Genomic DNA, 24295 nt, shown 5'->3' on the forward strand with positions numbered 1-24295 from the left:
GCCGGCGCCTTTTTCGTATTTGGCGTTCGCGTRCCGCGTGCGGTGTCCGCATCATGCTTCGACCCCATCCCCTGCCAGCCGGCCTCTGCAGTCGCGCTAAATTCCTGGCGGTTAATTGCATAACAAGCGCCCGACACTCCCGCACTAACAGACTCTTTCGCTCCCGCCCGGAAGTGGCCTATGCTGTGGCCACTAACAGATCGAGAATCCGGGGAGGATGGCTCCCCGCGCGCCCAGCCATGGAAAAAACAGCATTCGTCTTTGCCGGTGGAGGCAGCCTCGGTGCCATCGAGGTCGGYATGTTGCGGGAACTGGTGAAGTGGGGCCTGGCGCCCGACATGGTGATCGGCGCCTCGGCCGGCGCCATCAACGGCGCGTATTTCGCCTGCCATCCGCACGAGGAAGGCACGGCCAAGCTGGAGAGCCTCTGGCGCGGCATTCGCCGGGCCGAGGTGCTGCCCTGGTCCTGGCGCAGCATGCTCGGCATGCTGGGCGGGCGGCGCGGGCATCTGGTCGAATCGTTCGGCCTCCAGAAGTTACTTTCGCGCCACTTCGGCGAATCCCGGCTCGAACATGCCAGCCTGCCGCTCTATGTGGTGGCGACGGACATGCATACCGGCGACGAAGTGGTGCTGTCCTCGGGCAATATCGTCGATGCGGTGCTGGCCAGCGCGGCCATTCCGGGCGTGTTTCCGCCGGTGCAGGTGGAAGGCCGCGCGCTGATCGATGGCGGCGTGGCCAACAACACGCCCGTTTCCACGGCCGTGCGGCTGGGCGCCACGCGCATCGTGGTGCTGCCGGCCGGCTTCGCCTGCGCCGAGCGCCGCCCGCCGCGCGGCGCCGTGGAACACGCGCTCAATGCGCTGTCCCTGCTGGTGGCGCGGCAACTCGTGCATGACCTGGAGCGCTGGGCCGACCACGCGCATATCGCCGTGGTGCCGCCGCTTTGTCCGCTCGATGTCTCGCCCTATGACTACACGCGCTGCGGCGAGCTGATCGACCGCGCCGCCGAAGCCACCGTGGCCTGGCTGCGTGCCGATGGCCTGAAGAGCCGCCGCGTGCCCGGCGCGCTGGAGCCGCATAGCCACGATGAGTCGTCGCCCAGCTGCAGCGCCGATCTTTCCCCGCCCCCGGAGGCGGACCACATCCACACGCACGCCGCCCCCAGCCACTCGCACAGCCACCCCGGCCACACGCATGGGTGACGGGGTACTGCCGGGCCGGCGCGACTGGATGCGGCGGGATGCGTCCGCCCAGCGCATGGAGCGGATCGAGGCGTTTATCGGCGGCCATGGCTACGACATGCATCGCCACGACACCTACGCGATTGGCCGCACGCTGACCGGCGTGCAGCGCTTTTCCTATCGGCGCGGCGTCTGCAACAGCCTGCCGGGTGGCACCATCGTCCTGCACCCCGACGAGCCGCACGACGGCCAGGCCGGCACCGAGGCCGGCTTCCAGTACCGGATGATCTATGTCGAGCCCGCGCACGTGCAGCGCGCGCTGGGCGGCCGGCCGTTGCCGTTCATCCCGGGCGGCCGATCGGACGACCCCCGGCTGTTCGCCGCCACCGAGACCCTGCTCCGCGCGATGGAYAGCCCGATCGACCCGCTCGAGGAAGACGACGCGCTCTACGACCTGGCCCACGCGCTGGCGGCCGTCGCCGGCGGCACTACGCCGGGGCGCTGGCAGGCGCTCGACTACCGTGCCGCCGAGACGGCCCGGACCTTCMTGCTCGACAACGTGGCGCGCATCGTCACGCTGGACGAACTCGAAGCCGCCACCGGCCGGGACCGCTGGCGCCTGTCGCGCGATTTCCGTGGACTGTTCGGCACCAGCCCGTACCGCTACCTGACCATGCGCCGGCTCGACATGGCCCGCCGGTTGATCGTGGCCGGCCAGACCCTGGCCGACGCCGCCGCGTGGGCCGGCTTCACCGACCAGGCCCATATGACGCGGCACTTCGCGCGCACCTTCGGCATCACGCCGGCGCGCTGGCTTCGCACGCTGGGGCGCACGCCGTAGCTGCACGATCGTACAAGACGGCCCGCCCGCCGGCGGCGCATGCTCGGGCCTTCATCCCATCCGAAGGAGCGCCCCATGTCCCCCACTCCCAATCCCACCCCCAATCCCACCCCCTACCGCGCCATCAACTTCGCCGAGAAGCTCGCCCTGTTTTCGGACCACTGGCAGCCGCGCGTGATTGCCGAGATGAACGACTACCAGTTCAAGATCGTCCGCATCGYGGGGGACTTCGTCTGGCACAGCCACGCCGACACCGACGAGACCTTCATCGTGCTGGACGGCCACCTGCGCATCGACTTCCGCGACGGCCACGTGGACCTGCGCGCCGGCGAGATGTACGTGGTGCCGCGTGGCATCGAGCACAAACCGTTTGCCGATGGCGAGGTGCGCATGCTGCTGATCGAGCCGCGCGGCGTGCGCAATACGGGCGACGACGTGGGCGAGCGCACTGCGCAAAACGACGTCTGGATCTGATGGGTGGAGGTTGGTGGGATGTTGGCCCGGCCCCAACCGTTCCTCGCGACGTGTTGGCCCACAACCCCCTGTTTTCCCCGTGAAAGTGGCCCGGCCTGCCCGCCCGGGGCCGAAATGATGGTGGCATGTTCCCTGCGAAAAGGAAGGACGAGCGCGGCGCCGCGATGCTCGTCCCGCAGCACCTTTTCAGCCGGAGCGAAAGCTCCTTTGGAGAACCATCATGAAGATCCCGCCACAGTTGCGCCCCACCGACGCCGCGCCCCTCCACCAGCCTCGTCCTCTTTCGCCTCTCACGCCCCTCGCCCTGCTCTACCGCATGCGTGGCGGCATCCTGCTGCTCCGCGTGCTGGCGCTCTGCGCCCACACGGCGGTGTATGCGCAGCCCGCGCTGGCCCCGGCCCCGGCCGTCACGCCCGAGCAGAAGTTCTCGCCCGGCTATCTCGAGGCGGTGTCCACCGGCTACGAGAACGGCCAGGCGCTGGGCGCTGTCGAAGGCATCGCCCCGGTGCGCCCGACCCGTACCGAGCGGACCGATCCCGCACCGGCAGCACCTTCCACGCCGATGATCCCGGCTGCCGTGCTGGCCCATCCGCCGGGCTCGCTGCGCCGTGTGACGGCCCATTAACCCGTCCCGGTTGCTCCCCTCCTGCTGCCGAGCAGTCTTTACACGCGCCCGCGCAAGGCTTGCATGGGCGTGAAGCGCACCCGCAGCACCCTAAATCCCGCAAGGCCAGCCCTGACAAGGGCCAGCCGGCGCGGTACGAATCTTGCCCCTCTTCTGGATTGCCAGTAATGGCACACCCGCAACTTCAGGAGATCAGCAATGGGCGACCACAACACCGAGCGTTATCGCCGGGGCCAGACCTGGCGGGCCTTTGAAAATGTCCGCGACGACGACGCTTACGATCCATGGCGCGACGATGCATGGAGCGACAACCGGGGGCTGCGTGCGCGCGATCAGGACTGGCAGCCCGAGTCCGCCAGCGATGAATGGGACGATGCCCGCCGGCGCCAGCGCCTGACCCCGGGACAAACCAGCGACGGCGGCCCGCCCCGCAGCGGCTATGCCGGCGCCTACCGGGACAGCGGCCAATGGCAGGGCAGCAACCTGCGCTACGGGCTCAACGGCGGCTACGCCAGCAGCGACTCGCCGGAAGACGACGCCCAGCGCCGCCAGCAGGCGTACCGCAGCCGCCGCCAGGCCAGCGAGTTTGGCGACTATGGGGACTTCGAGGACTACGGCGGCCCGCAAGGCAATCGCGGCAACCGAGGCTATCAAGGCAATCAGGAAGCACGCGGCTACGGCGGCGAGCGCGGATGGGAACAGGGTCGGGGTCAACGCGACTATCAGCAAGGGCAGCAAGGTCAGCGCGGCCAGCAGGGCTTCGGCAGCGCCGAYCAGCAATGGCTGCGCCGCGCCCAGCAGCGCGAACCCTGGCAGGCCGGCGGGTCCGGGCATGACGCCTACTTCAACGACCTGCGCAGCGACACCCGCTACTGGACCGAGCCACGCGACGAGTGGGGAGAATCCCGCCCCTCGGGTGGGTCTGACCGCTACGCCGGCCGCCAGCCCTACGCCCAGTCCTACGGGCGCGACTACCCTGGCACCAGCGCCGGCACCAGCGGCTACGACGAGGAACTCGGCTACCGCTCGCCACGGCGCTGGTCGGACGATGACGATGACCGCGATCAAGGCGAGGAGCACGGCGCGCTCTACAATCTCGGCCACCGGATCGGCGAAGCCGTCAGCAACTTCTTCGGCCACGACGACGATGACATCGACAAGCGCAACGTCCCGCGCGGCTACACCCGCACCGACGAGCGCATTCGCGACCAGATCTGCGAACGGCTGACCTTTACCAGCGGCGTGGATGTGGGCGAAGTCAGCGTCGACGTGGACAAGGGCAAGGTCACGCTATCCGGCACCGTCCATCAGCGGAGCCAGAAATATGCCATCGAGGACATCGCCGATAACACGTTCGGCGTTACCGAAGTCGAAAACAACATCCGCGTCGAGAAGCGCGAAGCGCCCGCCGGCGGCACCAGCGCCGGCTCCAACGGCTGGTGAGTCCATCCCCACCGGCCGGAGCCACCCATGGTGACGCGCCCGGCCGGCCAGCCCCAACCCCAACCGCAGCCCCAGCCACGCTCCTACGCCGGCTGGCTGTGGCTGGCTGCGCTGCTGGCRGCGGGCGCGCTGGGCTGGCCCTACGTCAAACCCTATATAGATARTGCGCTGTACGCGGTGCGGCTGGCATCGATGCCGGCSCCCACCGCGCTGGCGRTGCCGGTGCAGGGCGTGGCCCAGCGCGGGCTGCGGGACACCTGGCACGGGGCGCGCTCCGGCGGGCGCAAGCACGAAGGCATCGACATCTTTGCCGCACGCGGCACGCCGGTGCTGGCCGCCACGGAGGGCATCGTCTCGCGCGTGGGCACCAACAGCCTGGGCGGCAAGGTGGTCTGGGTGCTCGGGCCGGGTCGTCAGATGCACTACTACGCGCATCTGGATGACTATGCCGATGTGAGCATCGGCGACCGCGTGGCGCCGGGCGCAGTGCTCGGCTACGTCGGCACCACCGGCAACGCGCGCGGCACACCGCCGCACCTGCATTTCGGCGTCTACACCGGGACCGGGGCGATCAACCCCTATCCGTTGCTGCGCGCSCCGCCCGTGCCAACTTCCCCGCCATCCTCCTGATCAAGCCGCCAGCCGGAACACGCTGACGCTCTGCTCCATGCGCAGCGCCTGTTCCTGCAGCGCCTCGGCGGCGGCGGCGGCTTCCTCGACCAGCGCGGCGTTCTGCTGCGTGACCTGATCCATCTGCGTCACCGCCTGATTCACCTGCGTGATGCCGCCGCTCTGCTCGTGGGAGGCGCGGCTGATCTCGTCCATCATCGTCGTCACGCGCTGCACGGCCGTGACGATGCGCYCCATGGTCGCGGCGGCCTCCCCGGCCAGCGCCGTGCCCGCCGTCACCCGGCTGGTCGACTGCGAGATCAGCGCGCGGATTTCCTTCGCCGAATGGCCGGCGCGCTGGGCCAGCGTGCGCACCTCGCTGGCCACCACGGCGAAGCCCCGGCCCAGTTCCCCCGCGCGCGCCGCCTCCACGGCCGCGTTCAGCGCCAGGATATTGGTCTGGAAGGCGATGCTGTCGATCACGGCGATGATCTCGACAATCCGCTTCGAATCCGCCTCGATCTCGCCCATGGTCTCGCGCACGCGCGACACCGACTCCCCGCCCGCCACCGCAATCGCCGACGCCTCCGCCGCCAGCGCGCTGGCCTCATYGGCGTTGCCCGCGTTCTGCTGGACGATGGCGGTCAGCTCCTCCATGCTCGCGGCGGTCTGCTCCAGCGACGACGCCTGCTCCTCCGTGCGCTGCGACAGATCGGCATTGCCCTGCGCGATCTGCCCCGCCGCCACCAGCACGTTCTGCGCGCCGTCCTTGGTCTCGCCGATGATGCCGCGCCACGTCTCCACCATCGACATCAGGTGCCGTTTGACGTCGCTCAACTCGTCCCGGCCATGGGCGTCGATGCGCACGGTGAGGTCGCCGGCGTTGATGCGCGCCACCAGCGTCGCCACGTCCTGCACATCGGTGCGCATGCCCTGGCTGAAGCCGGCAAACAGGTAGAGCGCGCCGCCCACCGTGACCAGCGCGATGACGACCAGCAGCACCAGCTGGCGCTGCTCGGCGGCCACGCGCTGGGCCAGCATCTCGCCCGTCAGCGCGGCGAACTCCTGATTGAGCGCCGACACCGCCTCGATCGCCGCCGTGCCTTCGGAAAAATACGACTTCGCATCGATCGTGATGCCGCTGGAACCCAGCATGCTCACCTTGAGCGTGCGGTAGAAGTTGTCCATCGCGGCCAGCTTGGCGGTGGCGGCTTCCATGCGGTCCTTGAAGGCCGGCGCGCCGCGCTCGGCACGGGCGATGTCGCGCCGCACGGCTTCCAGGCCGTCCTGGATCTGCTCGGCCAGCGCGGCGAGATCGGCCTGCTGGGCTGCATCGGAATAGCCGCCCTGCGCGATGATGCCCGCGCCCCGGCCACGCGCCAGCGCGCTCAGCTCGGCCAGCTTCGGCATCGGGCCGACCATCAGGTTGATCAGGTAATAGGAGCCGGCGTCCGGGTCGAGCGCCAGCGAAGAGCGGTCCGCCACATCGCCAATAAACAGCCGCGTCTGCTTGACCAGCGCGGTATGGCGCTCGAACAGCGGCGCGGCGGGGGTTTCCAGACCGAGCTTGCGGATCTGCGCCCAGGCTTCGTCGAGCTTGGCCGCATCCTGCGTGACGTTGAACGATGTCACGCGCGCCACCTCGGCGCGCAGTGCGCTGAGATGCCCATCGGCCTTGCCGTTGGCGGCATCGAAGGTCGGCCGGAAGGTGGCGTTGCCGAGCAGCAGCCCATTGGCGGCGCCCCGGCGCACCTGCGTCTCGCGCATGAAGTCGAGCGCGCGGCCGACCAGCGTCAGGCCGCGCTGTTCATCCTGCGTGGCACGGATCGACTGTACCGACTGATTCAGCACCGCRACCAGCGCGCCGCAGAGCGGAATCAGGAACAGGATGGTCAGCAGCACCAGCTTGCGCGTGATCGTGAGACGCGCCATCAGATGCTTTGCAGGGGTGAGGAAAGCGGTCACGGGGCTCCTTGATGTCGAGGACTGATTTCACGCTGTATCGGTCCCGATTCGAAGGAATAAAGCCACTTTCCCCGCTATTTTTCGCACTGCACAAACACGGTGCCGCCGCCGCACGCGCACGGTGCGCAAAGCACGGCGGCGGGGCGAAAATCAGGCCGTGGCGCCGCCGTCGAGGCCGATCACCTGACCCGTGATGTAGCGGCCCGCCGGCGAGGCGAGCAGCACGGCCAGACCGGCTACGTCACTCGCCTCAGCGATGCGCCGCATCGGGATGGCACCGCTCAGGGCCTTCTCGCGCTCGGGATCCCCCCACAGCGCGTCGCGCGAAAAATCGGTGCGCACCGGGCCCGGGTTGATGCTGTTCACGTTGATGTTGTGCGGCGCCAGCGTCAGCGCGAAGTTGCGCATCACGGCGTCGATGGCGCCCTTGGAGACGCTGTACAGCGGCAGGAAGGCCGAACCGCGGCGGCCGGCGATGCTCGACATGAAGACGATCGAGCCATCGCGGCGTTCGATCATCTGCGGTGCGAGTGCGTTGACCAGCACAAAATTGCCGCGCACGTTGCCGGCCATCACGTCATCGAACTCTTTCTCGCCCTGCTCCAGCATCGAGCCGACCACGCCGCTGGCGGCGGCGTTGAGCAGGAGGGCATCCACGCGGCCGAAGGTGGACAGCACCTTGTCGGCAAAGGCGCGCACGCTGACGAGGTCGGCGATATCGCAGGGGATGCCGGTGGCGTCGATGCCTTCGGCCTTCAAGGTGGCCGCCACGCGCTCKGACACCGCGCCATCGCGGCCCGAGACCACCACGCGGGCGCCTTGCTGGCCCAGCGCGCGGGCCATCTCGAGCCCCATGCCTTTGGTGGAGCCGGTAATCACCGCGACGCGGCCGGACAGGTCGAACAGTTTGGACATAGCAGGAATCTCCTTGGATCGATGGGACGACATGACAACAACGATGCCAGCCACTTATCTTAAATGATGATCAGCATCTATTGAATAAAGTATGGACGTCATCTAAACTGCGGTCAAGGCAAGTTTCAGTCAGATTTCCAGAGGGAGGCGTCAGATGGCGCGCGCATCACGAGCAGTGGCCAGCCAGCACAAGGTGGCCATCGAGGAAGCATCGGCAAAGTTGWTCCGGGAACGCGGRCCGCACGCAGTCAGTGTGGCAGAAATCATGGCGAATGCCGGGCTGACCCACGGCGGCTTCTACGGCCATTTCGCGTCGAAGGACGACCTCGTGGCCGTGGCCTGCCGGCGCGCGTTCGAAGAAGGCGACCAGCGCTGGGACCGGCGCATCGCCAGCGCGGACGGCGACCGCCAGGCCGCCCGGCGCGCGCTGGTGGCGGCCTACCTCACCCCCGTGCACCGCGACCACGCCGCCGAGGGCTGCGCCGCCGCCGCGCTGGCCGCCGATGTGGCGCGCGAGGATGCCGACAAACCCGTGCGCCCCGTGTACCGCGAAGGGCTCTCGGCGCTGATCGACAAATGGCGCTCGACTGCCCCGGCCGACCTGCCCGAAGCCGACGCCCGCCAGCAGGCGCTGGTGGAGGTGTCGGCCATGGCCGGCGCGCTGATGCTGGCCCGTGCCACGACCGGCGACCCGCTCTCCGAGGCAATCCTCGATGCCACGCGTGCGTGGCTGCTGGGCGCGGATGTTGACGAACCGGCCGCCGAGCCTGCCCCCGAACCCGCTGCCGGCTGAGGCCGGCGCGGACACCTTTTCTCCACACATCCGACCCACCCAAACCAAGACCCCCATGTTTGCGCAAGCCCTTTCCAGCCGGCTGGACCGGCGCGGCATCCACTATGCGTGGATCGTTGCCTCCATCACCTTCTGCGTGATGCTGACCACTTCCGCCGCGCTCGGCCTGCCCGGCGCGTTCCTGAAACCGCTGACGCAGGAGATGGGCTGGAACACCGACCAGATCTCGTCGATCCTCGCCTTCCGCTTCGCGCTGTTCGGCCTGATGGCGCCGTTCTCGGCCATCCTGATGGAACGCTTCGGCGTGAAGAATGTGGTCTGTGCAGCGCTCGCGCTGATCGCGGGCGGCATGGCGCTGGCCACGGTGGCCACGGAGTTGTGGCAGTTGTTCGTCGCCTGGGGGCTGATGCTCGGCATCGGCTCGGGCATGACCGCGCTGGTGCTGGCCGCCGTGGTGGCCAACCGCTGGTTCACCGCGCGGCGCGGGCTGGTGATCGGCATCCTCACGGCGAGTTCGGCCACCGGCCAGCTTGCGTTCCTGCCGGTTGCGGCATGGCTGATCGAGCATATGGGATGGCGCACGGCGGTGGTTCCGGTGCTCGTGGCCTGCGCCGCGCTGGCACTGCTCGTCTTCGCGCTGATGCGCAACCGGCCCGGCGATGTCGGCCTGCCCGCGTTCGGCGAACTGCCCGGCACGGCGCCGGCGCCGTCCGGCCCGCCCATGCCGCTAACGCTGCGCGGCCCCTTCGTCGTGCTGCGCGACGCCGCGCGCACGCAGACCTTCTGGCTGCTGGCCGGCACGTTCTTTATCTGCGGATTGTCCACCAACGGCCTGATCCAGACSCACTTCATCGCCCTGTGCGCGGACTTCGGCATGACGGCGGTACCGGCGGCCTCGGCGCTGGCCATGATGGGCGCATTCGACTTCGTCGGCACGATCCTGTCTGGCTGGCTTTCGGACCGGTACGACAGCCGCAAGCTGCTGTTCTGGTACTACGCGCTGCGCGGCCTCTCGCTGTTCTGGCTGCCGCATTCGGAGTTCACGCTCTACGGCCTGTCCATCTTCGCGATGTTCTACGGCCTGGACTGGATTGCCACGGTGCCGCCGACGGTGAAGCTGGCTGCCACCACGTTTGGCCGCGAGCGTGCGCCGATGGTGTTCGGCTGGATCTTCGCCGCCCACCAGATCGGCGCGGCCACGGCGGCGTTCGGCGCAGGGCTCTCGCGCACGCTGCTGCTGACCTATTCGCCCGCACTGTACGTGGCGGGCGGAGCCTGCCTGGTGGCTGCGTTGATGGCGCTCGCGGTGCGCCGCAAGGCGCCGGCCGCTACCCCGCCTCAGGCGGCGGCGCAGGCTTAACACCGGCCTCGCCAGGTTCGCCAGCCTGGGCAGGCGGCGGTGCGACGGCCACGAAGGCGTCGATCAGCGCCGCCGCCGGGGCGCGCTTGAGCGCCGACTGCCGCACCAGCACGCCGATCTCGCGGAACAGCGGCGGGCCGGGCATCGGCACTTCCTCGATGTTCGGCGTCTGCCGCAACGGCACCAGATCGGCGGGGATGATCGCGCAGCCGAGTCCCTCGCCCACCATCTGCAGGATCACGGCCGGCTCGTCCAGCTCCATGCCTTCGCGCACCCACAGCCGGTGCCGCTTGAGGTAGCGGTCCACCAGYTGCCCGCCCGTGGAATGCCGGTTGTAGCGGATGAACGGCACGGTGGCGAGCAGCGTCTTCAGGTCCGCCGGGCCGCCCACCGGCGCAATCGCCACAAAGCGCTCGTGCAGCAGCGGCACCCATTTCAGTTCAGGCGGAATCCCCAGGCGGGGCTTCACCAGCACGGCGATGTCCAGCTCGCGCGCATCGACCTGGGTCAGCAGCTGCGTGGACATGCCGGGCACGATGTTGACGTGGGTGTCCGGGTAGGCGACGCGGAAGCGCTGCATCGCCTTGGGCAGCAGCGTCGACTGCACCGTGGAGACCGCGCCCAGATCCAGCGGCGCCGTGTCCGGCCGCGCCTGGGCGCTGCCCTTCATCGACTCATAGAGCGCCACGAAGCGCGTGGCGTCCGGCAGCAGTTGCCGGCCCTCCTCGCTCAGCGCGACGGACTTGCCCGAGCGGTCGAACAGCGCGTAGCCGAGATCCTCCTCCAGCCGGCGGATCTGCGTGCTCACCGCCGACTGCGTCAGGCCGAGCCGCGCGCCGGCGGCGGAAAACGACGCCGTCTCGGCGGCCATCAGGAAGGTGCGGAAGTAGCGAATCACGGGCGTAGCAGCGTAGGCAGKCGCATATCGAAATTTCTGATACTCAGACCAGAAATCATTCGTTTCATATTACGAGTTCTGCTGATTACAATCAACGACAGATCMAAACATCCCTGCCCACGAAAGGATTGCCATGAGCACGATGCCCCTGTTCCACCTTGCCTTCCCCGTGCACGACCTTGCCGCCGCGCGCCAGTTCTACGGCGACCTGCTGGGCTGCCCGGAAGGCCGCAGCTCCGACGCCTGGGTCGATTTCGACTTCTACGGCCATCAAGTGGTGGCGCATCTCTCGCCGGACGAATGCGGCCATCGCGGCACCAGCGCGGTCGATGGCGACGATGTGCCGGTACGCCATTTCGGCGCCATCCTGCCGATGGGGACGTGGGAAGCGCTGGCCGACAAGCTGCGCGCCGCCAACACCAAGTTCGTGATCGAGCCGCATGTGCGCTTCAAGGGCCAGGTGGGCGAGCAGGCCACCATGTTCTTCCTGGACCCGTCGGGCAACGCGCTCGAGTTCAAGGCATTCGGCGACCTGAGCCAGGTGTTCGCMAAGTAATCGCCAAGTCGTCCCCATCAAACCCAGACCCACAAGAGAAGAGCGAGACATGACCGAATTCGTTATCCAGCCGGCCCCGCAGGCCAGCGTGGCCGTGGCCGGCAGCCAGGCCCGCTTCCCSATCCGTCGCGTGTTCTGCGTCGGCCGCAACTACGCCGCGCACGCCCGCGAGATGGGCAAGGATCCGGACCGCGAACCGCCGTTCTTCTTCACCAAGCCGGCTGATGCCGTGGTGGCGGCCGAAGGCACCGTGGCCTATCCGCCGCTGACGGAGAATCTGCACCATGAGATCGAACTCGTGGTGGCCATCGGCAAGGGTGGCGCCAACGTCACCCCGGCGCAGGCRCTGGATCTGGTGTGGGGCTATGCGGTCGGCGTCGACCTCACCCGCCGCGACCTGCAGGACGTGGCCAAGAAGATGAGCCGCCCCTGGGACTGGTCGAAGGCGTTCGACGCTTCCGGCCCCTGCGGCCCGCTGCATCCGGTGTCGAAGGTCGGCCATCCGGCCAAGGGCGCGATCTGGCTCAAGGTCAACGGCGAGGCCCGCCAGCAGGGCGACCTCGACGAACTGATCTGGCCCGTGGCCGATGTGATCGCCTATATCTCGGAGAGCATGACGCTGGCCCCGGGTGACGTGATCTTCACCGGCACGCCCGCCGGCGTGGGCGCGCTGAACCCGGGCGACGTGGTCACGGGTGGCGTAGACGGCCTCGGCGAGATCGCTTTCACGATCGGCAAGCGCTGATCCGAGGGTTCGCAAGGTCGCCAGACGGCGCCGATCCACACGGGGATCGGCGCCGTTTTTCTTTATCAATCATCGATTTACGATGTAGACACGCGCGGCACACCAGACACCCCTCTGCCCCACAATCGAAATTTCTTTAAAAAGTCCTTGCCTATCTATCTAGTAGTAGATAATATTTGGCTCATGGACGGCGCTGCACCACCCGGCAAACAGAAACAAGCCCCGCGATGCAGTCCAAGTCCACGCAGTACATGTAGTTGGTTGGTACCGGAAGACGGTCTTTTTTTTAGCCCTGACCCTCTACCTACCAGTAGATAGCAGCAGCAAGGACCGTTACAACGCAGCAAGACATCGGCCCCGCGATCCACCTCTAACCGAGATCGCCCGGTCAAACCAAAGACAAGGAGCAACACCATGAACGCCAAGACCATCCTCTCCGCCGCCGCCCTCGCCGCCGCTTTCGTGACGGGCGCCGCCCAAGCCGCTCCCGGTAACAGCACCGGCGAAGTCTACGGTTACAGCTATCGCGTCAACGACCAGCGCAGCCCCTTCACCGATGGCGCCCGTGCCAGCGGCGTGAACGAACCCCGCAACCCGTTTGTCGACGGTGCCCGCGTGAATGACCAACGCAGCCCGTTCAGCGACGGCGCCCGCGTCGGCAAGACCGACCCGTACACCGATGGTGCCCGCACCGTTGCCGGCCTGGACACCCAGGGCGTCTCGGCCAGCCCGGCCCGCACGGTGGATGCCTTCACCGACGGCGCCCGTGCCGGCAAGTTCGACCCGTACACGGACGGCGCCCGCATCGTGGCTGGCCTGGACCGCACCGGTGTGTCGAGCGAACCGTCGCGCACCTTCGACGTGTACACCGACGGCGCGCTGGCCTGAGCCTAGTGCAGCGCCGCGCGCCCGGTAATCGCCTGGTAGCGAAACCGGGCGCACGGCCTAGATCGAACAAGGAGTTTCATCATGAGTTTGCGTGACAGCGCCCTGATCCTGGGCGGATGGGTAGTGCTCTGCATTGCCAGCGGATCACTGCTTTCTCTCGTCGCGCAGTCGCTGTCGGTCTGATCTGATCCGATCTGATCGGCGGCGGCATGAACCGGAGGGTCTCCCATAAGGGAGACAGTCGCCATGAAAACGCAACCCGTACGCGAGCAATTGCTGGAACACGCGTCAGTGCTGATTCGGCGCCGGGGCTACAACGGTTTTAGCTACCGCGATCTGGCGGAGCTGGTTGGCGTCAAGACGTCTAGCATCCATTACTACTTTCCGTCGAAGGACGACCTGGTACTGGAGGTGGTGCGGTGCTACCGCGAGACCGCCACGGCGCGGATCGGGGCCATCGACACCACGCTGCCGCTGGCCGAGCAGGCCCAGCGCTATATCGAGCCGCTGCGTGGCGGCTCGGACAACGGGCAGGTCTGTCTGGTCGGCATGCTGTCCGCCGAGGTGATGATGCTGCCGCCGGCCATCGGCGCGCTGCTGCAGGATCACTTCCGCATGCACGAGGCGTGGATTGCCGARCTGCTGCGCCGCGCCGAAGCCGAGCGTGGCCAGCCCTACCCGCTGCCGCCGTCGGCCTTCGCCAAGGTGTTGTATGGCGCGATCCAGAACGGGATGATCACGGCGCGGATGTCGGGGTCGAGTGACCGCCTGGACGCGGCGGCGGATATGCTGCTTGGCGCCGTGGCGCACCCCGTACCGGTATCGGCAAAGGCCGAAGAGGCCGTGGCGGTGTAAGGTCCAACCTCCGGCATCAGGCGCGTGGCGCCCGTCGCTTTGCGGCGGGCGCCTTTGTCGTTTTGGCGGGGGCTTTCTCTGCCGCGACCTTCTTTGCCGGCACCTTCTTCGCCGGCACCTCCCCCAGATCCAGTTCGATCCATGTCGGCGCGTGATCGCTCGCGCGCGCTTCGCCCCGCACCCATTTGTCCACACCGGCATCGACCATGCGCGGCGCCAGTTCGGCATTCAGCAACAGATGGTCGATGCGCAGCCCCGAGTTGGTCTGCCAGTGCTGGCGGAAGTAATCCCAGAAGGTGTAGATGCGCTCGTCCGGGTAGCGCGTGCGCAGGGCGTCCGTCCAGCCTTGCGCCAACAGGCGGCGGTAGCACTCCCGGCTCTCAGGCTGCAGCAGCGCGTCCTTGAGCCACGAGCGCGGGTTGTAGATGTCTTCGTCGGTCGGCACCACGTTGAAGTCGCCGGCCAGCACCACCGGGTGGCCGCTGTCATACAAACCCTGTGCGTGACGGATCAGGCGCTCGAACCACGCCAGCTTGTAGTCGAACTTCGGTCCCGGCTGCGGGTTGCCGTTCGGCAGGTAGAGGCAGGCCACCAGCACGCCGTTGATGGCGGCTTCCAGGTAGCGGCTGTGGGTGTCGGCCTCGTCGCCGGGCAGGCCGCGGCGCGCCTCGATCGGGTCCGTGCCACGGGCGAGGATGGCCACGCCGTTCCACGACTTCTGCCCGTGCCAGATGGCGCCGTAGCCGGCGGCGCGGATCTCGTCGATCGGAAACGCCGTGTCGAYGGTCTTCAGTTCCTGRAGACAGGCCACGTCGGGCGCCTCGCGCGCCAGCCAGTCCMGCAGCGCCGGCAGGCGGGTGCGAATGCCGTTGATATTGAAGGTGGCGATCTTGAAGCGGGACATCGGCTCTCCTGTGCGAAGTGGCAACACCATCGGCAAGTTTCAGCAGGTTTCGATAGCGTCGCGTGCTTTCCTTCCGGCGCAAAGACTGTATATTTATACAGTTCTTTCGTTGCCCTTGCCTGCTGCGCCTTGTCCGCCAYATCCATCCCAGAATCGCGTGCTCTGCCCCGCTACACGGTTGCCGTGCGGGCGCTGTGCGAGTTCACAGCCAAGGCGGGTGACCTCGACCTGCGCTTCACGCCTTCGCCCACCGCGCAGGAAGGCGTGGCCGGSCACGGCGTGGTCACGGGCCGGCGCGGCGCGGGCTATGAGGCCGAGGTGTCCCTCTCCGGCACGTTCGAAGGGCTGCACGTGCGGGGCCGCGCCGATGGCTACGACCCCRCCGCCAATCGCCTCGAGGAAATCAAGACGGTGCGCGGCGAAGGGGTCGAGGTGCCCGCCAACCACCGGGCACTGCACTGGGCGCAGGCCAAGGTCTACGGCTGGCTGCTATGCCAGACGCGTGGGCTGGCCGAGATCGACATCGCCGTGGTCTATTTCGACATYCTGAGCCAGCGCGAACGCGTGGAGCAGGAGCGCCACGACGCCRCCACGCTGCGTGCCTTCTTCGAGGCCAGTTGCCGACGCTTCCTGCAATGGGCCGAGCGCGAGATCGCCCACCGTCAGGCACGCGATGCCGGGCTGGYGGCGCTGACCTTCCCGCATGGCGATTTCCGGCCCGGCCAGCGCGTGCTGGCGGAGTCGGTCTACAAGGCCAATGTGGCGGCGCGCACGCTGCTGGCGCAGGCGCCCACGGGCATCGGCAAGTCGATCGGCACGGTGTTTCCGGCGCTGAAGTCGATGCCAGGGCAGCGCCTCGACAAGCTGTTCTTCCTCTCCGCCCGCACCACGGGCCGCGCGGTGGCATTGCAGGCCGCCGCACAACTTCGGAGCGAGGGCGACCGGGGTTGCGACCCATTGCCCCTGCGCGTGCTGGAGCTGACCGCCCGCGACAAGGCGTGCGAACACCCCGATCTGGCCTGCCACGGCGAATCCTGCCCGCTCGCGCAGGGCTTCTACGACCGCCTGCCTGCCGCCCGCGAAGCCGCCGCCGCCGTGCCGCTGCTGGACCGGGACGCCGTGCGCGGGATCGCCCGCCAGCACAGCGTCTGCCCCTACTACCTCGCCCAGGAGATGATCCGCTGGAGCGATCTGGTCGTGGCGGACTACAACTACTACTTCGACCGCAGCGCCATGCTGTACGCGCTGACCGTGCTGAACGGCTGGCGCGCCAGCGTGCTGGTGGACGAGGCCCACAATCTGGTGGAGCGCGGTCGCGCCATGTACACGGCCACGCTCGACCCCGCGGCCTTCCGGGGCGCGCGGCTGGCTGCGCCCAAGGCGCTGTCGGGGCCGGTGAACCGCGTCCATCGGGCATGGCAGGCGCTGGCGCGGGCCGAATCGTCAACCCGCGCGAACTTCGAAACCCACTCGACTGCCCCCGGCACGCTGGTGGAGGCGCTGGCCCAGCTATGCGGCGCGATCCTCGAACATCTGAGCGCCCATCCCGGCCAGCACGACGCCACGCTGGAGCGCTTCTACTTCGACGCCCTGCACTTCCTGCGCCTGACCGAACAGCTACCCGACCACGGGGGCCAGCACTCGCTGTTCGAGATCACGCGCACGCCCGGCCCGCGCGGCGGCGTGCAGGCCCAGCTCTGCGTGCGCAACCTGCTGCCCGCGCCGTTCCTGCGTCCGCGCTTTGCCGGCGCGCATGCCACCACGCTGTTCTCGGCCACGCTCCAGCCGGCGGACTACTACACCGACATGCTCGGCCTGCCCGCCAGCGCGGTCTGGGTGGAGGTGCCCTCGCCCTTCCACGCGGACCAGCTCGACGTGCACATCGCCCGCCATATCTCCACGCGCTATACCCAGCGCCAGCGCTCGCTGCCGGCCATCGTGCAGTTGATGGCCGACCAGTACGCGCGGCGRCCCGGTAACTACCTCGCCTTCTTCAGCAGCCACGACTACCTGCGCCAGGCTGCCGATCTGCTGGCCGCGCAGCATCCGGAGATTCCGATCTGGGCCCAGGCGCGCGGCATGGACGAGGCGGGGCAGGCCGCGTTCCTCGGCCAGTTCGCGCCGGGCGGGCGCGGCATCGGCTTCGCGGTGCTGGGCGGGGTGTTCTCGGAAGGCGTGGACCTGCCCGGCGACCGTCTGATCGGCGCCTTCGTGGCCACACTGGGGTTGCCGCAGGTCAATGATGTGAACGAGCAGTTGCGCGAGCGCATGGCAGCCGCGTTTGGCGACGGCTACGCCTATGCCTACCTGTATCCGGGGCTGCGCAAGGTGGTGCAGGCCGCCGGGCGGGTCATCCGCACGCGTGAGGATCGGGGCGTGGTGTGGCTGATCGACGACCGCTTCGGCCGGCCGGAAGTGCAGGCGTTGCTGCCGRCGTGGTGGGAAATCGACACCCCGGCACGTAAATCTGTCGCGCCGATGGCAAAAACCGGYATYGGCACGCYGCACGCGSCGGCGCTGCCRCTGGCAGAATGACGGCAGCGCCTCTGGCGCGGTTCTCGCTTGCCCTTACTTGCCCCRAARGGGGTAAGCCTCGACGGAGACCCAAGAATGAGCATGACCAAGGCCTTTGCCGCCACCGAGCCCACCCGCGCGGAGATCGACGCGCTGCCGGGTGCCACGCTGCTGGAGTTCGGCGCGCCGTGGTGCGGCTTCTGCATGCGCGCCCAGCCGCTGATCGAGRCCGCGTTCGGCAAGCATCCGKCCATCCGGCAYATCAAGGTYGAAGACGGCAGCGGGCGCCCGCTCGGCCGCGCGTTCCGCGTGAAGCTGTGGCCGACGCTGGTGTTCCTGCGCGATGGCCAGGAAGTGGCCCGGCTGGTGCGCCCTGCCGACGCGCAGGCGATTGCCGAGGCGATGGCGCAGATCGACGGCGCGTCAGTGACGCACTGATCACACCGATCAAGCCTCCAGCGGCATCGCGCTGGTGCATTTGATCTCGTCCAGGCAGACGCTGGACTTGACCCCGCTCACGCCGGGAATGCGCATCAGCGTATCCAGCAGGAAGTCGGACAGCGACTTCAGRTCCTTGGCCACCACCTTCAGCACGTAGTCGATATCGCCGGTGACGGAGAAGCACTCCTGGATCTGGGCGAGTTCCGCCACCAGCCCCTTGAACTTCGACAGGTCGCGGATATGACCGCGCTCCATCGTCACATGGATGAACGCGGTGACGCCAAAGCCGAGCGCGGTGCTGTCCAGCCGCGCCTCGTAGCGCTTGATGATGCCGTTCTCCTCCAGGCGCCGGTGACGCCGCAGCGTCTGCGCCGGAGACAGGCTGATCGCCTCCGCCAGCTCCAGATTGCTGGCCCGTCCGTTCTCCTGCAGCACCCCCAGCAAGCGGCGATCCGTGCGGTCTAGCTCGGTATTCTGCATTTCCGTTTCCTCRRARCGCGATTTCGCGAAATCTTATCTCATATTTCAGGGTTTCCCTGCGTCCCGAACGAAATCCTATTTACTGGCGCGGGTTATACACTCGATTCCAGTTCGGACGGCTTTGAAAGTCGCTGAAATACGATTGCCAGCCCCGTGCTGGACTCCCTTGCCCCCACTTCCTTGTAGAGCACACCATGGCCGATCTCTTTGAAAACCCGATGCAGCTGATGGGCTTCGAGTTCGTCGAATTCGCTTCGCCGACGCCGAACGTTCTGGAGCCCCTGTTCGAAAAGATGGGCTTCTCGCTGGTGGCCCGCCACCGCTCCAAGGATGTGCTGCTGTACCGCCAGGGCGACATCAATTTCGTCATCAACAACGAGCCACACAGCGAGGCCGCCTATTTCGCCGCCGAGCACGGCCCGAGCGCCTGCGGCATGGCCTTCCGCGTGAAGGACTCCCACAAGGCGTACAACCGCGCGCTGATGCTGGGCGCCCAGCCGATCGAGATCGCCACGGGCCCGATGGAGCTGCGCCTGCCCGCGATCAAGGGCATCGGCGGCGCACCGCTGTACCTGATCGACCGCTTCGAGGACGGCAAGTCGATCTATGACATCGACTTCGAATTCCTGGACGGTGTGGACCGCCGCCCGGTGGGYCATGGCTTGCGCCTGATCGATCACCTGACGCACAACGTCTACCGTGGCCGCATGGCTTACTGGGCGAACTTCTACGAACGCCTGTTCAACTTCCGCGAAATCCGCTACTTCGACATCCAGGGCGAGTACACCGGCCTGACCTCGAAGGCGATGACGGCGCCGGACGGCAAGATCCGCATTCCGCTGAACGAGGAGTCGTCCAAGGGCAGCGGCCAGATCGAGGAATTCCTGATGGCGTTCAATGGCGAGGGCATCCAGCACATCGCCTTCCTGACGGACAACCTGATCGAGGTCATCGACAACCTGCAACTGGCCGGCGTGGAGCTGATGACGGCGCCGAACGACTATTACTACGACGCGCTGGCCAACCGCCTGCCGGACCACGGCCAGCCGGTGGACCAGCTCAAGGCGCGCGGCATCCTGCTGGACGGCACCACCGAGGGCGGCAAGCCCCGCCTGCTGCTCCAGATCTTCTCGAAGGCCGCGCTGGGCCCGGTGTTCTTCGAATACATCCAGCGTGCCGGCGACGAAGGCTTCGGCGAAGGCAACTTCAAGGCGCTCTTCGAATCGCTCGAGCGCGACCAGATCGAGCGCGGCACGCTCAAGGTCTGACCCTCCCTCCGTTTCCCGTTTCACCTGTTTCACCTGGTCCGGCGTCCTCCCGGGACGCCTGACCCCTCCCCGCCGCCGGAGCTACCCGCGCCGGCGGCCTTTTCATAGCGTCCGACCTCCCGGGTCAAAAGAGACGTGATCGCCATTCCACCAGAGTGGCCAGATAGGTAGAGGACACAAACCCATGCACGCCCCCCAACAGGACGGCACGCTTCAGCGTGGCCTGAAGAATCGTCACATCCAGCTGATTGCCCTTGGTGGCGCCATCGGCACCGGGCTGTTCCTGGGCATCGCCCAGACCATCAAGATGGCCGGCCCGGCCGTGCTGCTCGGCTACGCGCTGGCCGGCATCGTCGCGTTTTTCATCATGCGCCAGCTTGGCGAGATGGTGGTGGACGAGCCCGTCGCCGGCTCCTTCAGCTACTTCGCCAATAAATACTGCGGCCACTTCGCCGGGTTCATGTCCGGCTGGAATTACTGGGTGCTCTACATCCTGGTGAGCATGGCCGAGCTGTCGGCCGTGGGCATCTACGTGCAGTACTGGTGGCCGGAGCTGCCCACGTGGATCTCCGCGCTGGCGTTCTTCGTGCTGATCAACGTAATCAACCTGTCGAGCGTGAAGTCGTTCGGCGAGATGGAATTCTGGTTCTCGATCATCAAGGTGGCGGCCATCGTCGGCATGATCGGCTTTGGCGGCTATCTGCTGATGGCCGGCGGCGCGGGCCCGGAGGCCTCCGTGGCCAACCTGTGGCAGCACGGCGGCTTCTTCCCGAACGGCCTGGGCGGCCTGGTGATGGCGATGGCCGTGATCATGTTCTCGTTCGGCGGCCTGGAACTGGTGGGCATTACCGCCGCCGAGGCGGACAACCCCGAGAAGAGCATCCCCAAGGCCACCAATCAGGTGATCTACCGCATCCTGATTTTCTACGTGGGCGCGCTGGCGGTGCTGCTGTCGCTCTACCCGTGGGAGAAGGTGGTCACTGGCGGCAGCCCGTTCGTGCTGATCTTCCACGCGCTGGATAGCGCGGCGGTGGCCCATGTGCTGAACCTGGTGGTGCTGACGGCGGCGCTGTCGGTCTATAACAGCGGCGTCTACTGCAACAGCCGCATGCTGCTGGGCCTGGCGCAGCAGGGCAACGCGCCGAAGGCGCTGATGAAGGTGAACCGCCGCGGCATTCCGCTGGCCGCGCTGGGCGTGTCCGCGCTGGCCACCGGCGCCTGCGTGCTGATCAACTACTTCATGCCGGGCGAAGCCTTCGAGCTGCTGATGGGCCTGGTGGTATCGGCCCTGATCATCAACTGGGCCATGATCAGCCTGATTCACCTGAARTTCCGCCGCGACAAGCGCCTGGCCGGCCAGACCACGCGCTTCCAGAGCCTGGGCCATCCGCTGACCAACTACCTGACCCTCGCCTTCCTCGCCKGCATCCTTTATGTGATGTATCTGACACCCGGCCTGCGGATCTCGGTCTACCTGATTCCGGTATGGCTTGGCGTACTTGGCGTAAGCTATCGCCTCCGGCAAAAGAACGCCGCCGCCGCGCTGCGCGCCCCGAGCGTGCAGGCGCAATGAGTCTCCGCCCCCTGAAACACAGCCAGAGCTTTCCCATGTTCGAACACATCGAAGCCTTTCCGGGCGATCCGATCCTCTCGCTCAACGAGGACTTCCAGCARGACCCGCGTACCAACAAGGTCAACCTGAGCATCGGCATCTATTTCGACGGCGAAGGCCGCCTGCCGGTGATGCAGGCCGTGGCCGAAGCCGAAGCCGCGCTGCTCGCGGACATGGGCCCGCGCCCCTACCTGCCGATGGCCGGCATTCCCGGCTACCGCCAGGCCGTGCAGGCGCTGGTGTTCGGCGAAGACTGCGCGGCCCGCGCCGAAGGCCGCGTCGCCACGGTGCAAACGCTGGGCGGCTCCGGCGCGCTGCGCGTGGGCGCCGACTTCCTGAAGCGCTACTTCCCCACCGCGCAGATGTGGATCAGCGACCCGAGCTGGGAGAACCACCGCGTGGTCTTCGAGCGCGCCGGCTTCCAGGTCAATGCGTACCCGTACTACGACCCCGCCACGGGCGGCCTGCAGTTCGACGCCATGCTCGCGGCCATCGAAGCCATTCCGCAAGGTGGCATCGTGCTGCTGCACGCCTGCTGCCACAACCCGACCGGCGTGGACCTGAACCAGGACCAGTGGCGCCAGGTCATCGCGGTGCTCAAGGCGCGCAAGCTGCTGCCCTTCGTGGACATGGCCTACCAGGGCTTTGGCGCGGGGCTCGACGACGACGCCTTCGCCGTGCGCGAACTGGCCCGCCAGAACGTGCCGGCGCTGGTGGCCAACTCGTTCTCGAAGAACTTCTCGCTGTACGGCGAGCGTTGCGGCGGCCTGAGCGTGATCTGCCAGAGCGCCGACGAAGCCAGCCGCGTGCTGGGCCAGCTCACCGGCGCCGTGCGCGCCAACTACAGCAACCCGCCCACCCACGGCGCCCGCGTCGTCGCCCGCGTCCTGACCACGCCCGCCCTGCGCGCCAGCTGGGAGCAGGAACTGGCCGCCATGTGCGAGCGCATCGCCCACATGCGCCAGGCCATCCACGACAAACTGCGCGACCACGTCAGCGGCGAGGCCCTCTCCCGCTACATCACCCAGCGCGGCATGTTCACCTACACCGGCCTCTCCGCCGATCAGGTCGAACGCCTGAAGGCCGAGCACGGCGTGTACATCCTCCGTTCCGGCCGCATGTGCGTGGCGGGGCTGAACGAGCGCAATGTGGGGGTGGTGGCGAGTGCGATCGGGGACGTGTTGAAGGGGTGAAAGCCTTTCCGCTTGTGCAGCATGCGAAACAGATCGGGCCGCTCTTGCGGCCTGTTTTGTTTTCTAGAGTGCGCTGGATTCGCCCCGGCAGCATTCCGCCATCCGGTTTACYATCGCGGATCTTCCCAAGATTCCGACAGGAGCCCGTGCATGGCCGCAGCAGATTTGTCCGCCTTCCCGATCACCCGCAAGTGGCCGGCGCAGCATCCCGAGCGCCTGCAGTTGTATTCGCTGAACACCCCCAACGGCATCAAGGTTTCGCTGATGCTGGAGGAGCTGGGCCTGCCCTACGAGCCGCATCTGGTGCGTTTCGACAAGGATGACCAGACCACGCCCGAGTTCCTGTCGCTGAACCCGAACAACAAGATCCCGGCGATCCTCGATCCGAATGGGCCGGGCGGCAAGCCGCTGGCGCTGTTCGAGTCGGGGGCGATCCTGATCTACCTGGCCGAGAAGACCGGCAGGTTCATGTCCACGGACCCGGCGGCCCGCTACGAGACGATTCAGTGGGTGATGTTCCAGATGGGCGGCATCGGGCCGATGTTTGGCCAGATCGGCTTCTTCCACAAGTTCGCCGGCAAGGACTACGAGGACAAGCGGCCGCGTGACCGCTACGTCGCGGAGTCGCGCCGGCTGCTGGGCGTGCTCAACGAGCGGCTCAAGGGCCGGCAGTGGATCATGGGCGATGACTACACGATTGCCGACATGACCACCTTCCCGTGGGTGCGCAATCTGGTCGGTTTCTACGAGGCCGGCAGCCTCGTCGGATTCGACGACTTCACCGAAGTGCGCCGTGTGCTGGACGCCTTCCTGGCCCGCCCCGCCGTGCAGCGCGCGGTGAACATCCCCAAGCGTCCCGAGTAAGACCCTTTCCCGGGCGCAGGAATCAGGCAGGAATCAGGCGGCGAAGCCCAGCAAGGTGCTCACCGCCGCCGCTTCCTCGCGCACCGCGCGGCCGGTCGGCCCGTCGATCGATGGGTCGAAGCCGCCCGTGGCACCCAGCGCGGTCAGCACCGCGCACACCCGCCCCGTGTAGTCCCGCACCGGCGCCGCCACGGCGCTGATCCCCTTCAGATTGGTATCGCGCACGGCCGCGCAGCCATCGGCGCGCACCGCCGCGCGTAGCGGGCCGAGCGGGTCCTGGGCGTCAAGCAGCGCGCGCTGCTCCGGCGTGGCCGCCTGCAGTTCCGCCTCCGCCAGCGCCTGCACGCGCTGGTCGTCGAGCAAACCCAGGAACACGCGGCCCGTGGCCGACCACAGCAGCGGCATCACCGATCCCACCCGCACGTTCACGGTCACCGGCAGAGCCGGTTCCTCGAACCGGACGATGGTCGGCCCCTTGTTGCCCATCACCGAGATGAAACAGGTGATCTCCAGCCGCTCGCGCAGCCGGATCAGCGACGCCTCGGCCAGCCGAATTGGGTCGGACTGCCGCATCGCGGCCAGCCCGATCTGGAGCGCCTCCAGCCCYAGGTGGTACTGCTGCGTGCCGCTCTCCTGCGCCACCAGCCCTTCCTCGATCAGGCTCGCCAGGTAGCGATGCACCTTGGCCGGACTTTCGTCGATATGGGCCGCGATGGCCGTCAGGCTGGCACGGCCGCCCAGGCGCGCCAGCCCCTTGAGCACGGCCATGCCGGTCTCGGCGGCCTGCACGCGCTGGCGGCGTTCGCGGGGGCGGGCTTCGGGCTCAGGACTCCCGGGAATGTCGGGTATGGCTGGCATGGCGTTGGGT

At 67.6% G+C, this 24295-nt stretch carries 24 protein-coding genes; 18 read left to right on the forward strand and 6 right to left on the reverse strand.

The genetic code is table 11. The features are described 5' to 3' along the window. The first annotated feature begins 239 nt into the window (after nt 1-239). The 6 genes from AB4Z27_RS00175 to AB4Z27_RS00200 all read left to right on the forward strand — a co-directional run bounded on the left by AB4Z27_RS00175 (nt 240) and on the right by AB4Z27_RS00200 (nt 5197). On the forward strand, nt 240-1205 hold the full coding sequence (locus tag AB4Z27_RS00175; RefSeq protein WP_092294785.1) for a patatin-like phospholipase family protein: 966 nt from the start codon (nt 240-242) through the stop codon (nt 1203-1205). Beyond that, nucleotides 1198-2025 carry an AraC family transcriptional regulator gene (locus AB4Z27_RS00180; RefSeq protein WP_441643707.1) on the forward strand — a complete coding sequence of 276 codons (828 nt, stop codon included), beginning with the start codon at nt 1198-1200 and terminating at the stop codon, nt 2023-2025. Before AB4Z27_RS00175 ends, AB4Z27_RS00180 begins: the two co-directional genes overlap by 8 nt. A gap of 75 nt (nt 2026-2100) precedes the next feature. Continuing rightward, on the forward strand, nt 2101-2499 hold the full coding sequence (locus tag AB4Z27_RS00185) for a cupin domain-containing protein (RefSeq protein ID WP_441643708.1): 399 nt from the start codon (nt 2101-2103) through the stop codon (nt 2497-2499). Between the two features lie 220 nt (nt 2500-2719). Beyond that, nucleotides 2720-3124 carry a hypothetical protein gene (locus tag AB4Z27_RS00190; RefSeq protein WP_255370818.1) on the forward strand — a complete coding sequence of 135 codons (405 nt, stop codon included), beginning with the start codon at nt 2720-2722 and terminating at the stop codon, nt 3122-3124. 198 nt (nt 3125-3322) lie between these two features. After that, nucleotides 3323-4567, forward strand: coding sequence for a BON domain-containing protein (locus AB4Z27_RS00195; protein ID WP_441643709.1), 1245 nt, complete (start codon nt 3323-3325; stop codon nt 4565-4567). A gap of 27 nt (nt 4568-4594) precedes the next feature. Continuing rightward, nucleotides 4595-5197 carry a M23 family metallopeptidase gene (locus tag AB4Z27_RS00200; RefSeq protein WP_441643710.1) on the forward strand — a complete coding sequence of 201 codons (603 nt, stop codon included), beginning with the start codon at nt 4595-4597 and terminating at the stop codon, nt 5195-5197. Here AB4Z27_RS00200 and AB4Z27_RS00205 read toward each other — a convergent pair whose 3' ends face one another. Continuing rightward, nucleotides 5198-7108 carry a methyl-accepting chemotaxis protein gene (locus AB4Z27_RS00205; RefSeq protein ID WP_441643802.1) on the reverse strand — a complete coding sequence of 637 codons (1911 nt, stop codon included), beginning with the start codon at nt 7106-7108 and terminating at the stop codon, nt 5198-5200. A 183-nt stretch (nt 7109-7291) separates the two neighbouring features. Further along, nucleotides 7292-8056, reverse strand: coding sequence for an SDR family NAD(P)-dependent oxidoreductase (locus tag AB4Z27_RS00210; protein WP_092294773.1), 765 nt, complete (start codon nt 8054-8056; stop codon nt 7292-7294). 154 nt (nt 8057-8210) lie between these two features. Between AB4Z27_RS00210 and AB4Z27_RS00215 the strand changes: the two genes are divergently transcribed. Then, on the forward strand, nt 8211-8849 hold the full coding sequence (locus AB4Z27_RS00215) for a TetR/AcrR family transcriptional regulator (protein WP_441643711.1): 639 nt from the start codon (nt 8211-8213) through the stop codon (nt 8847-8849). A 55-nt stretch (nt 8850-8904) separates the two neighbouring features. Then, entirely contained in the window at nt 8905-10209 is a 1305-nt protein-coding gene (locus AB4Z27_RS00220) for an MFS transporter (RefSeq protein WP_092294769.1), read from the forward strand. Here AB4Z27_RS00220 and AB4Z27_RS00225 read toward each other — a convergent pair. Further along, on the reverse strand, nt 10178-11107 hold the full coding sequence (locus AB4Z27_RS00225; RefSeq protein WP_092294767.1) for a LysR family transcriptional regulator: 930 nt from the start codon (nt 11105-11107) through the stop codon (nt 10178-10180). The two genes, AB4Z27_RS00220 and AB4Z27_RS00225, sit on opposite strands and share 32 nt — an antisense overlap. Before the next feature lie 133 nt (nt 11108-11240). Here AB4Z27_RS00225 and AB4Z27_RS00230 point away from each other — a divergent pair, with 133 nt between their 5' ends. The 4 genes from AB4Z27_RS00230 to AB4Z27_RS00245 all read left to right on the forward strand — a co-directional run bounded on the left by AB4Z27_RS00230 (nt 11241) and on the right by AB4Z27_RS00245 (nt 14151). Next, nucleotides 11241-11663 (forward strand): VOC family protein, encoded by a 423-nt coding sequence (locus AB4Z27_RS00230; RefSeq protein ID WP_441643712.1) that lies wholly within the window; start codon nt 11241-11243, stop codon nt 11661-11663. 49 nt (nt 11664-11712) lie between these two features. Further along, entirely contained in the window at nt 11713-12408 is a 696-nt protein-coding gene (locus AB4Z27_RS00235; protein WP_092294763.1) for a fumarylacetoacetate hydrolase family protein, read from the forward strand. A gap of 414 nt (nt 12409-12822) precedes the next feature. Further along, nucleotides 12823-13296 carry a copper resistance protein CopQ gene (locus AB4Z27_RS00240; protein WP_441643713.1) on the forward strand — a complete coding sequence of 158 codons (474 nt, stop codon included), beginning with the start codon at nt 12823-12825 and terminating at the stop codon, nt 13294-13296. A 246-nt stretch (nt 13297-13542) separates the two neighbouring features. Then, nucleotides 13543-14151 carry a TetR/AcrR family transcriptional regulator gene (locus AB4Z27_RS00245; RefSeq protein ID WP_092294759.1) on the forward strand — a complete coding sequence of 203 codons (609 nt, stop codon included), beginning with the start codon at nt 13543-13545 and terminating at the stop codon, nt 14149-14151. A 16-nt stretch (nt 14152-14167) separates the two neighbouring features. Here the strand turns inward: AB4Z27_RS00245 and xth are convergent, their stop codons facing one another. Beyond that, nucleotides 14168-15055: an exodeoxyribonuclease III gene (gene xth, locus AB4Z27_RS00250; RefSeq protein WP_441643714.1), complete on the reverse strand. Its 888-nt coding sequence runs from the start codon at nt 15053-15055 to the stop codon at nt 14168-14170. A gap of 129 nt (nt 15056-15184) precedes the next feature. Between xth and AB4Z27_RS00255 the strand changes: the two genes are divergently transcribed. Together AB4Z27_RS00255 and AB4Z27_RS00260 are read left to right on the forward strand one after the other, a co-directional pair. Then, entirely contained in the window at nt 15185-17590 is a 2406-nt protein-coding gene (locus AB4Z27_RS00255; RefSeq protein ID WP_441643715.1) for an ATP-dependent DNA helicase, read from the forward strand. Between the two features lie 75 nt (nt 17591-17665). After that, on the forward strand, nt 17666-18007 hold the full coding sequence (locus AB4Z27_RS00260) for a thioredoxin family protein (RefSeq protein WP_441643716.1): 342 nt from the start codon (nt 17666-17668) through the stop codon (nt 18005-18007). A 9-nt stretch (nt 18008-18016) separates the two neighbouring features. Here the strand turns inward: AB4Z27_RS00260 and AB4Z27_RS00265 are convergent, their stop codons facing one another. Then, complete coding sequence (locus AB4Z27_RS00265; protein ID WP_092294753.1) at nt 18017-18490, reverse strand: Lrp/AsnC family transcriptional regulator; 474 nt, start codon at nt 18488-18490, stop codon at nt 18017-18019. 194 nt (nt 18491-18684) lie between these two features. On the opposite strand from AB4Z27_RS00265, the gene hppD reads away from it, so the two are divergent. From hppD to AB4Z27_RS00285, 4 genes are all read left to right on the forward strand, one after another. Then, nucleotides 18685-19758 carry a 4-hydroxyphenylpyruvate dioxygenase gene (gene hppD / locus AB4Z27_RS00270; RefSeq protein ID WP_092294752.1) on the forward strand — a complete coding sequence of 358 codons (1074 nt, stop codon included), beginning with the start codon at nt 18685-18687 and terminating at the stop codon, nt 19756-19758. A gap of 184 nt (nt 19759-19942) precedes the next feature. Then, nucleotides 19943-21331 carry an amino acid permease gene (locus AB4Z27_RS00275; protein ID WP_441643717.1) on the forward strand — a complete coding sequence of 463 codons (1389 nt, stop codon included), beginning with the start codon at nt 19943-19945 and terminating at the stop codon, nt 21329-21331. Between the two features lie 35 nt (nt 21332-21366). Continuing rightward, complete coding sequence (locus AB4Z27_RS00280; protein WP_092294749.1) at nt 21367-22563, forward strand: amino acid aminotransferase; 1197 nt, start codon at nt 21367-21369, stop codon at nt 22561-22563. Between the two features lie 150 nt (nt 22564-22713). Continuing rightward, entirely contained in the window at nt 22714-23427 is a 714-nt protein-coding gene (locus tag AB4Z27_RS00285; protein ID WP_441643718.1) for a glutathione S-transferase N-terminal domain-containing protein, read from the forward strand. Between the two features lie 33 nt (nt 23428-23460). Here AB4Z27_RS00285 and AB4Z27_RS00290 read toward each other — a convergent pair whose 3' ends face one another. Beyond that, on the reverse strand, nt 23461-24285 hold the full coding sequence (locus AB4Z27_RS00290) for an IclR family transcriptional regulator (RefSeq protein WP_441592782.1): 825 nt from the start codon (nt 24283-24285) through the stop codon (nt 23461-23463). Between the last annotated feature and the right edge of the window lie 10 nt (nt 24286-24295).

The sequence above is a fragment of the Cupriavidus sp. KB_39 genome, assembly GCF_052114485.1.
GTDB lineage: Bacteria > Pseudomonadota > Gammaproteobacteria > Burkholderiales > Burkholderiaceae > Cupriavidus.

Bases quoted from the DNA above. Each gene is read 5' to 3' on its own strand.
- AB4Z27_RS00190 (WP_255370818.1), top strand. From the start codon at position 2,720: ATGAAGATCCCGCCACAGTTGCGCCCCACCGACGCCGCGCCCCTCCAC.
- AB4Z27_RS00240 (WP_441643713.1), top strand. From the start codon at position 12,823: ATGAACGCCAAGACCATCCTCTCCGCCGCCGCCCTCGCCGCCGCTTTC.
- AB4Z27_RS00285 (WP_441643718.1), top strand. From the start codon at position 22,714: ATGGCCGCAGCAGATTTGTCCGCCTTCCCGATCACCCGCAAGTGGCCG.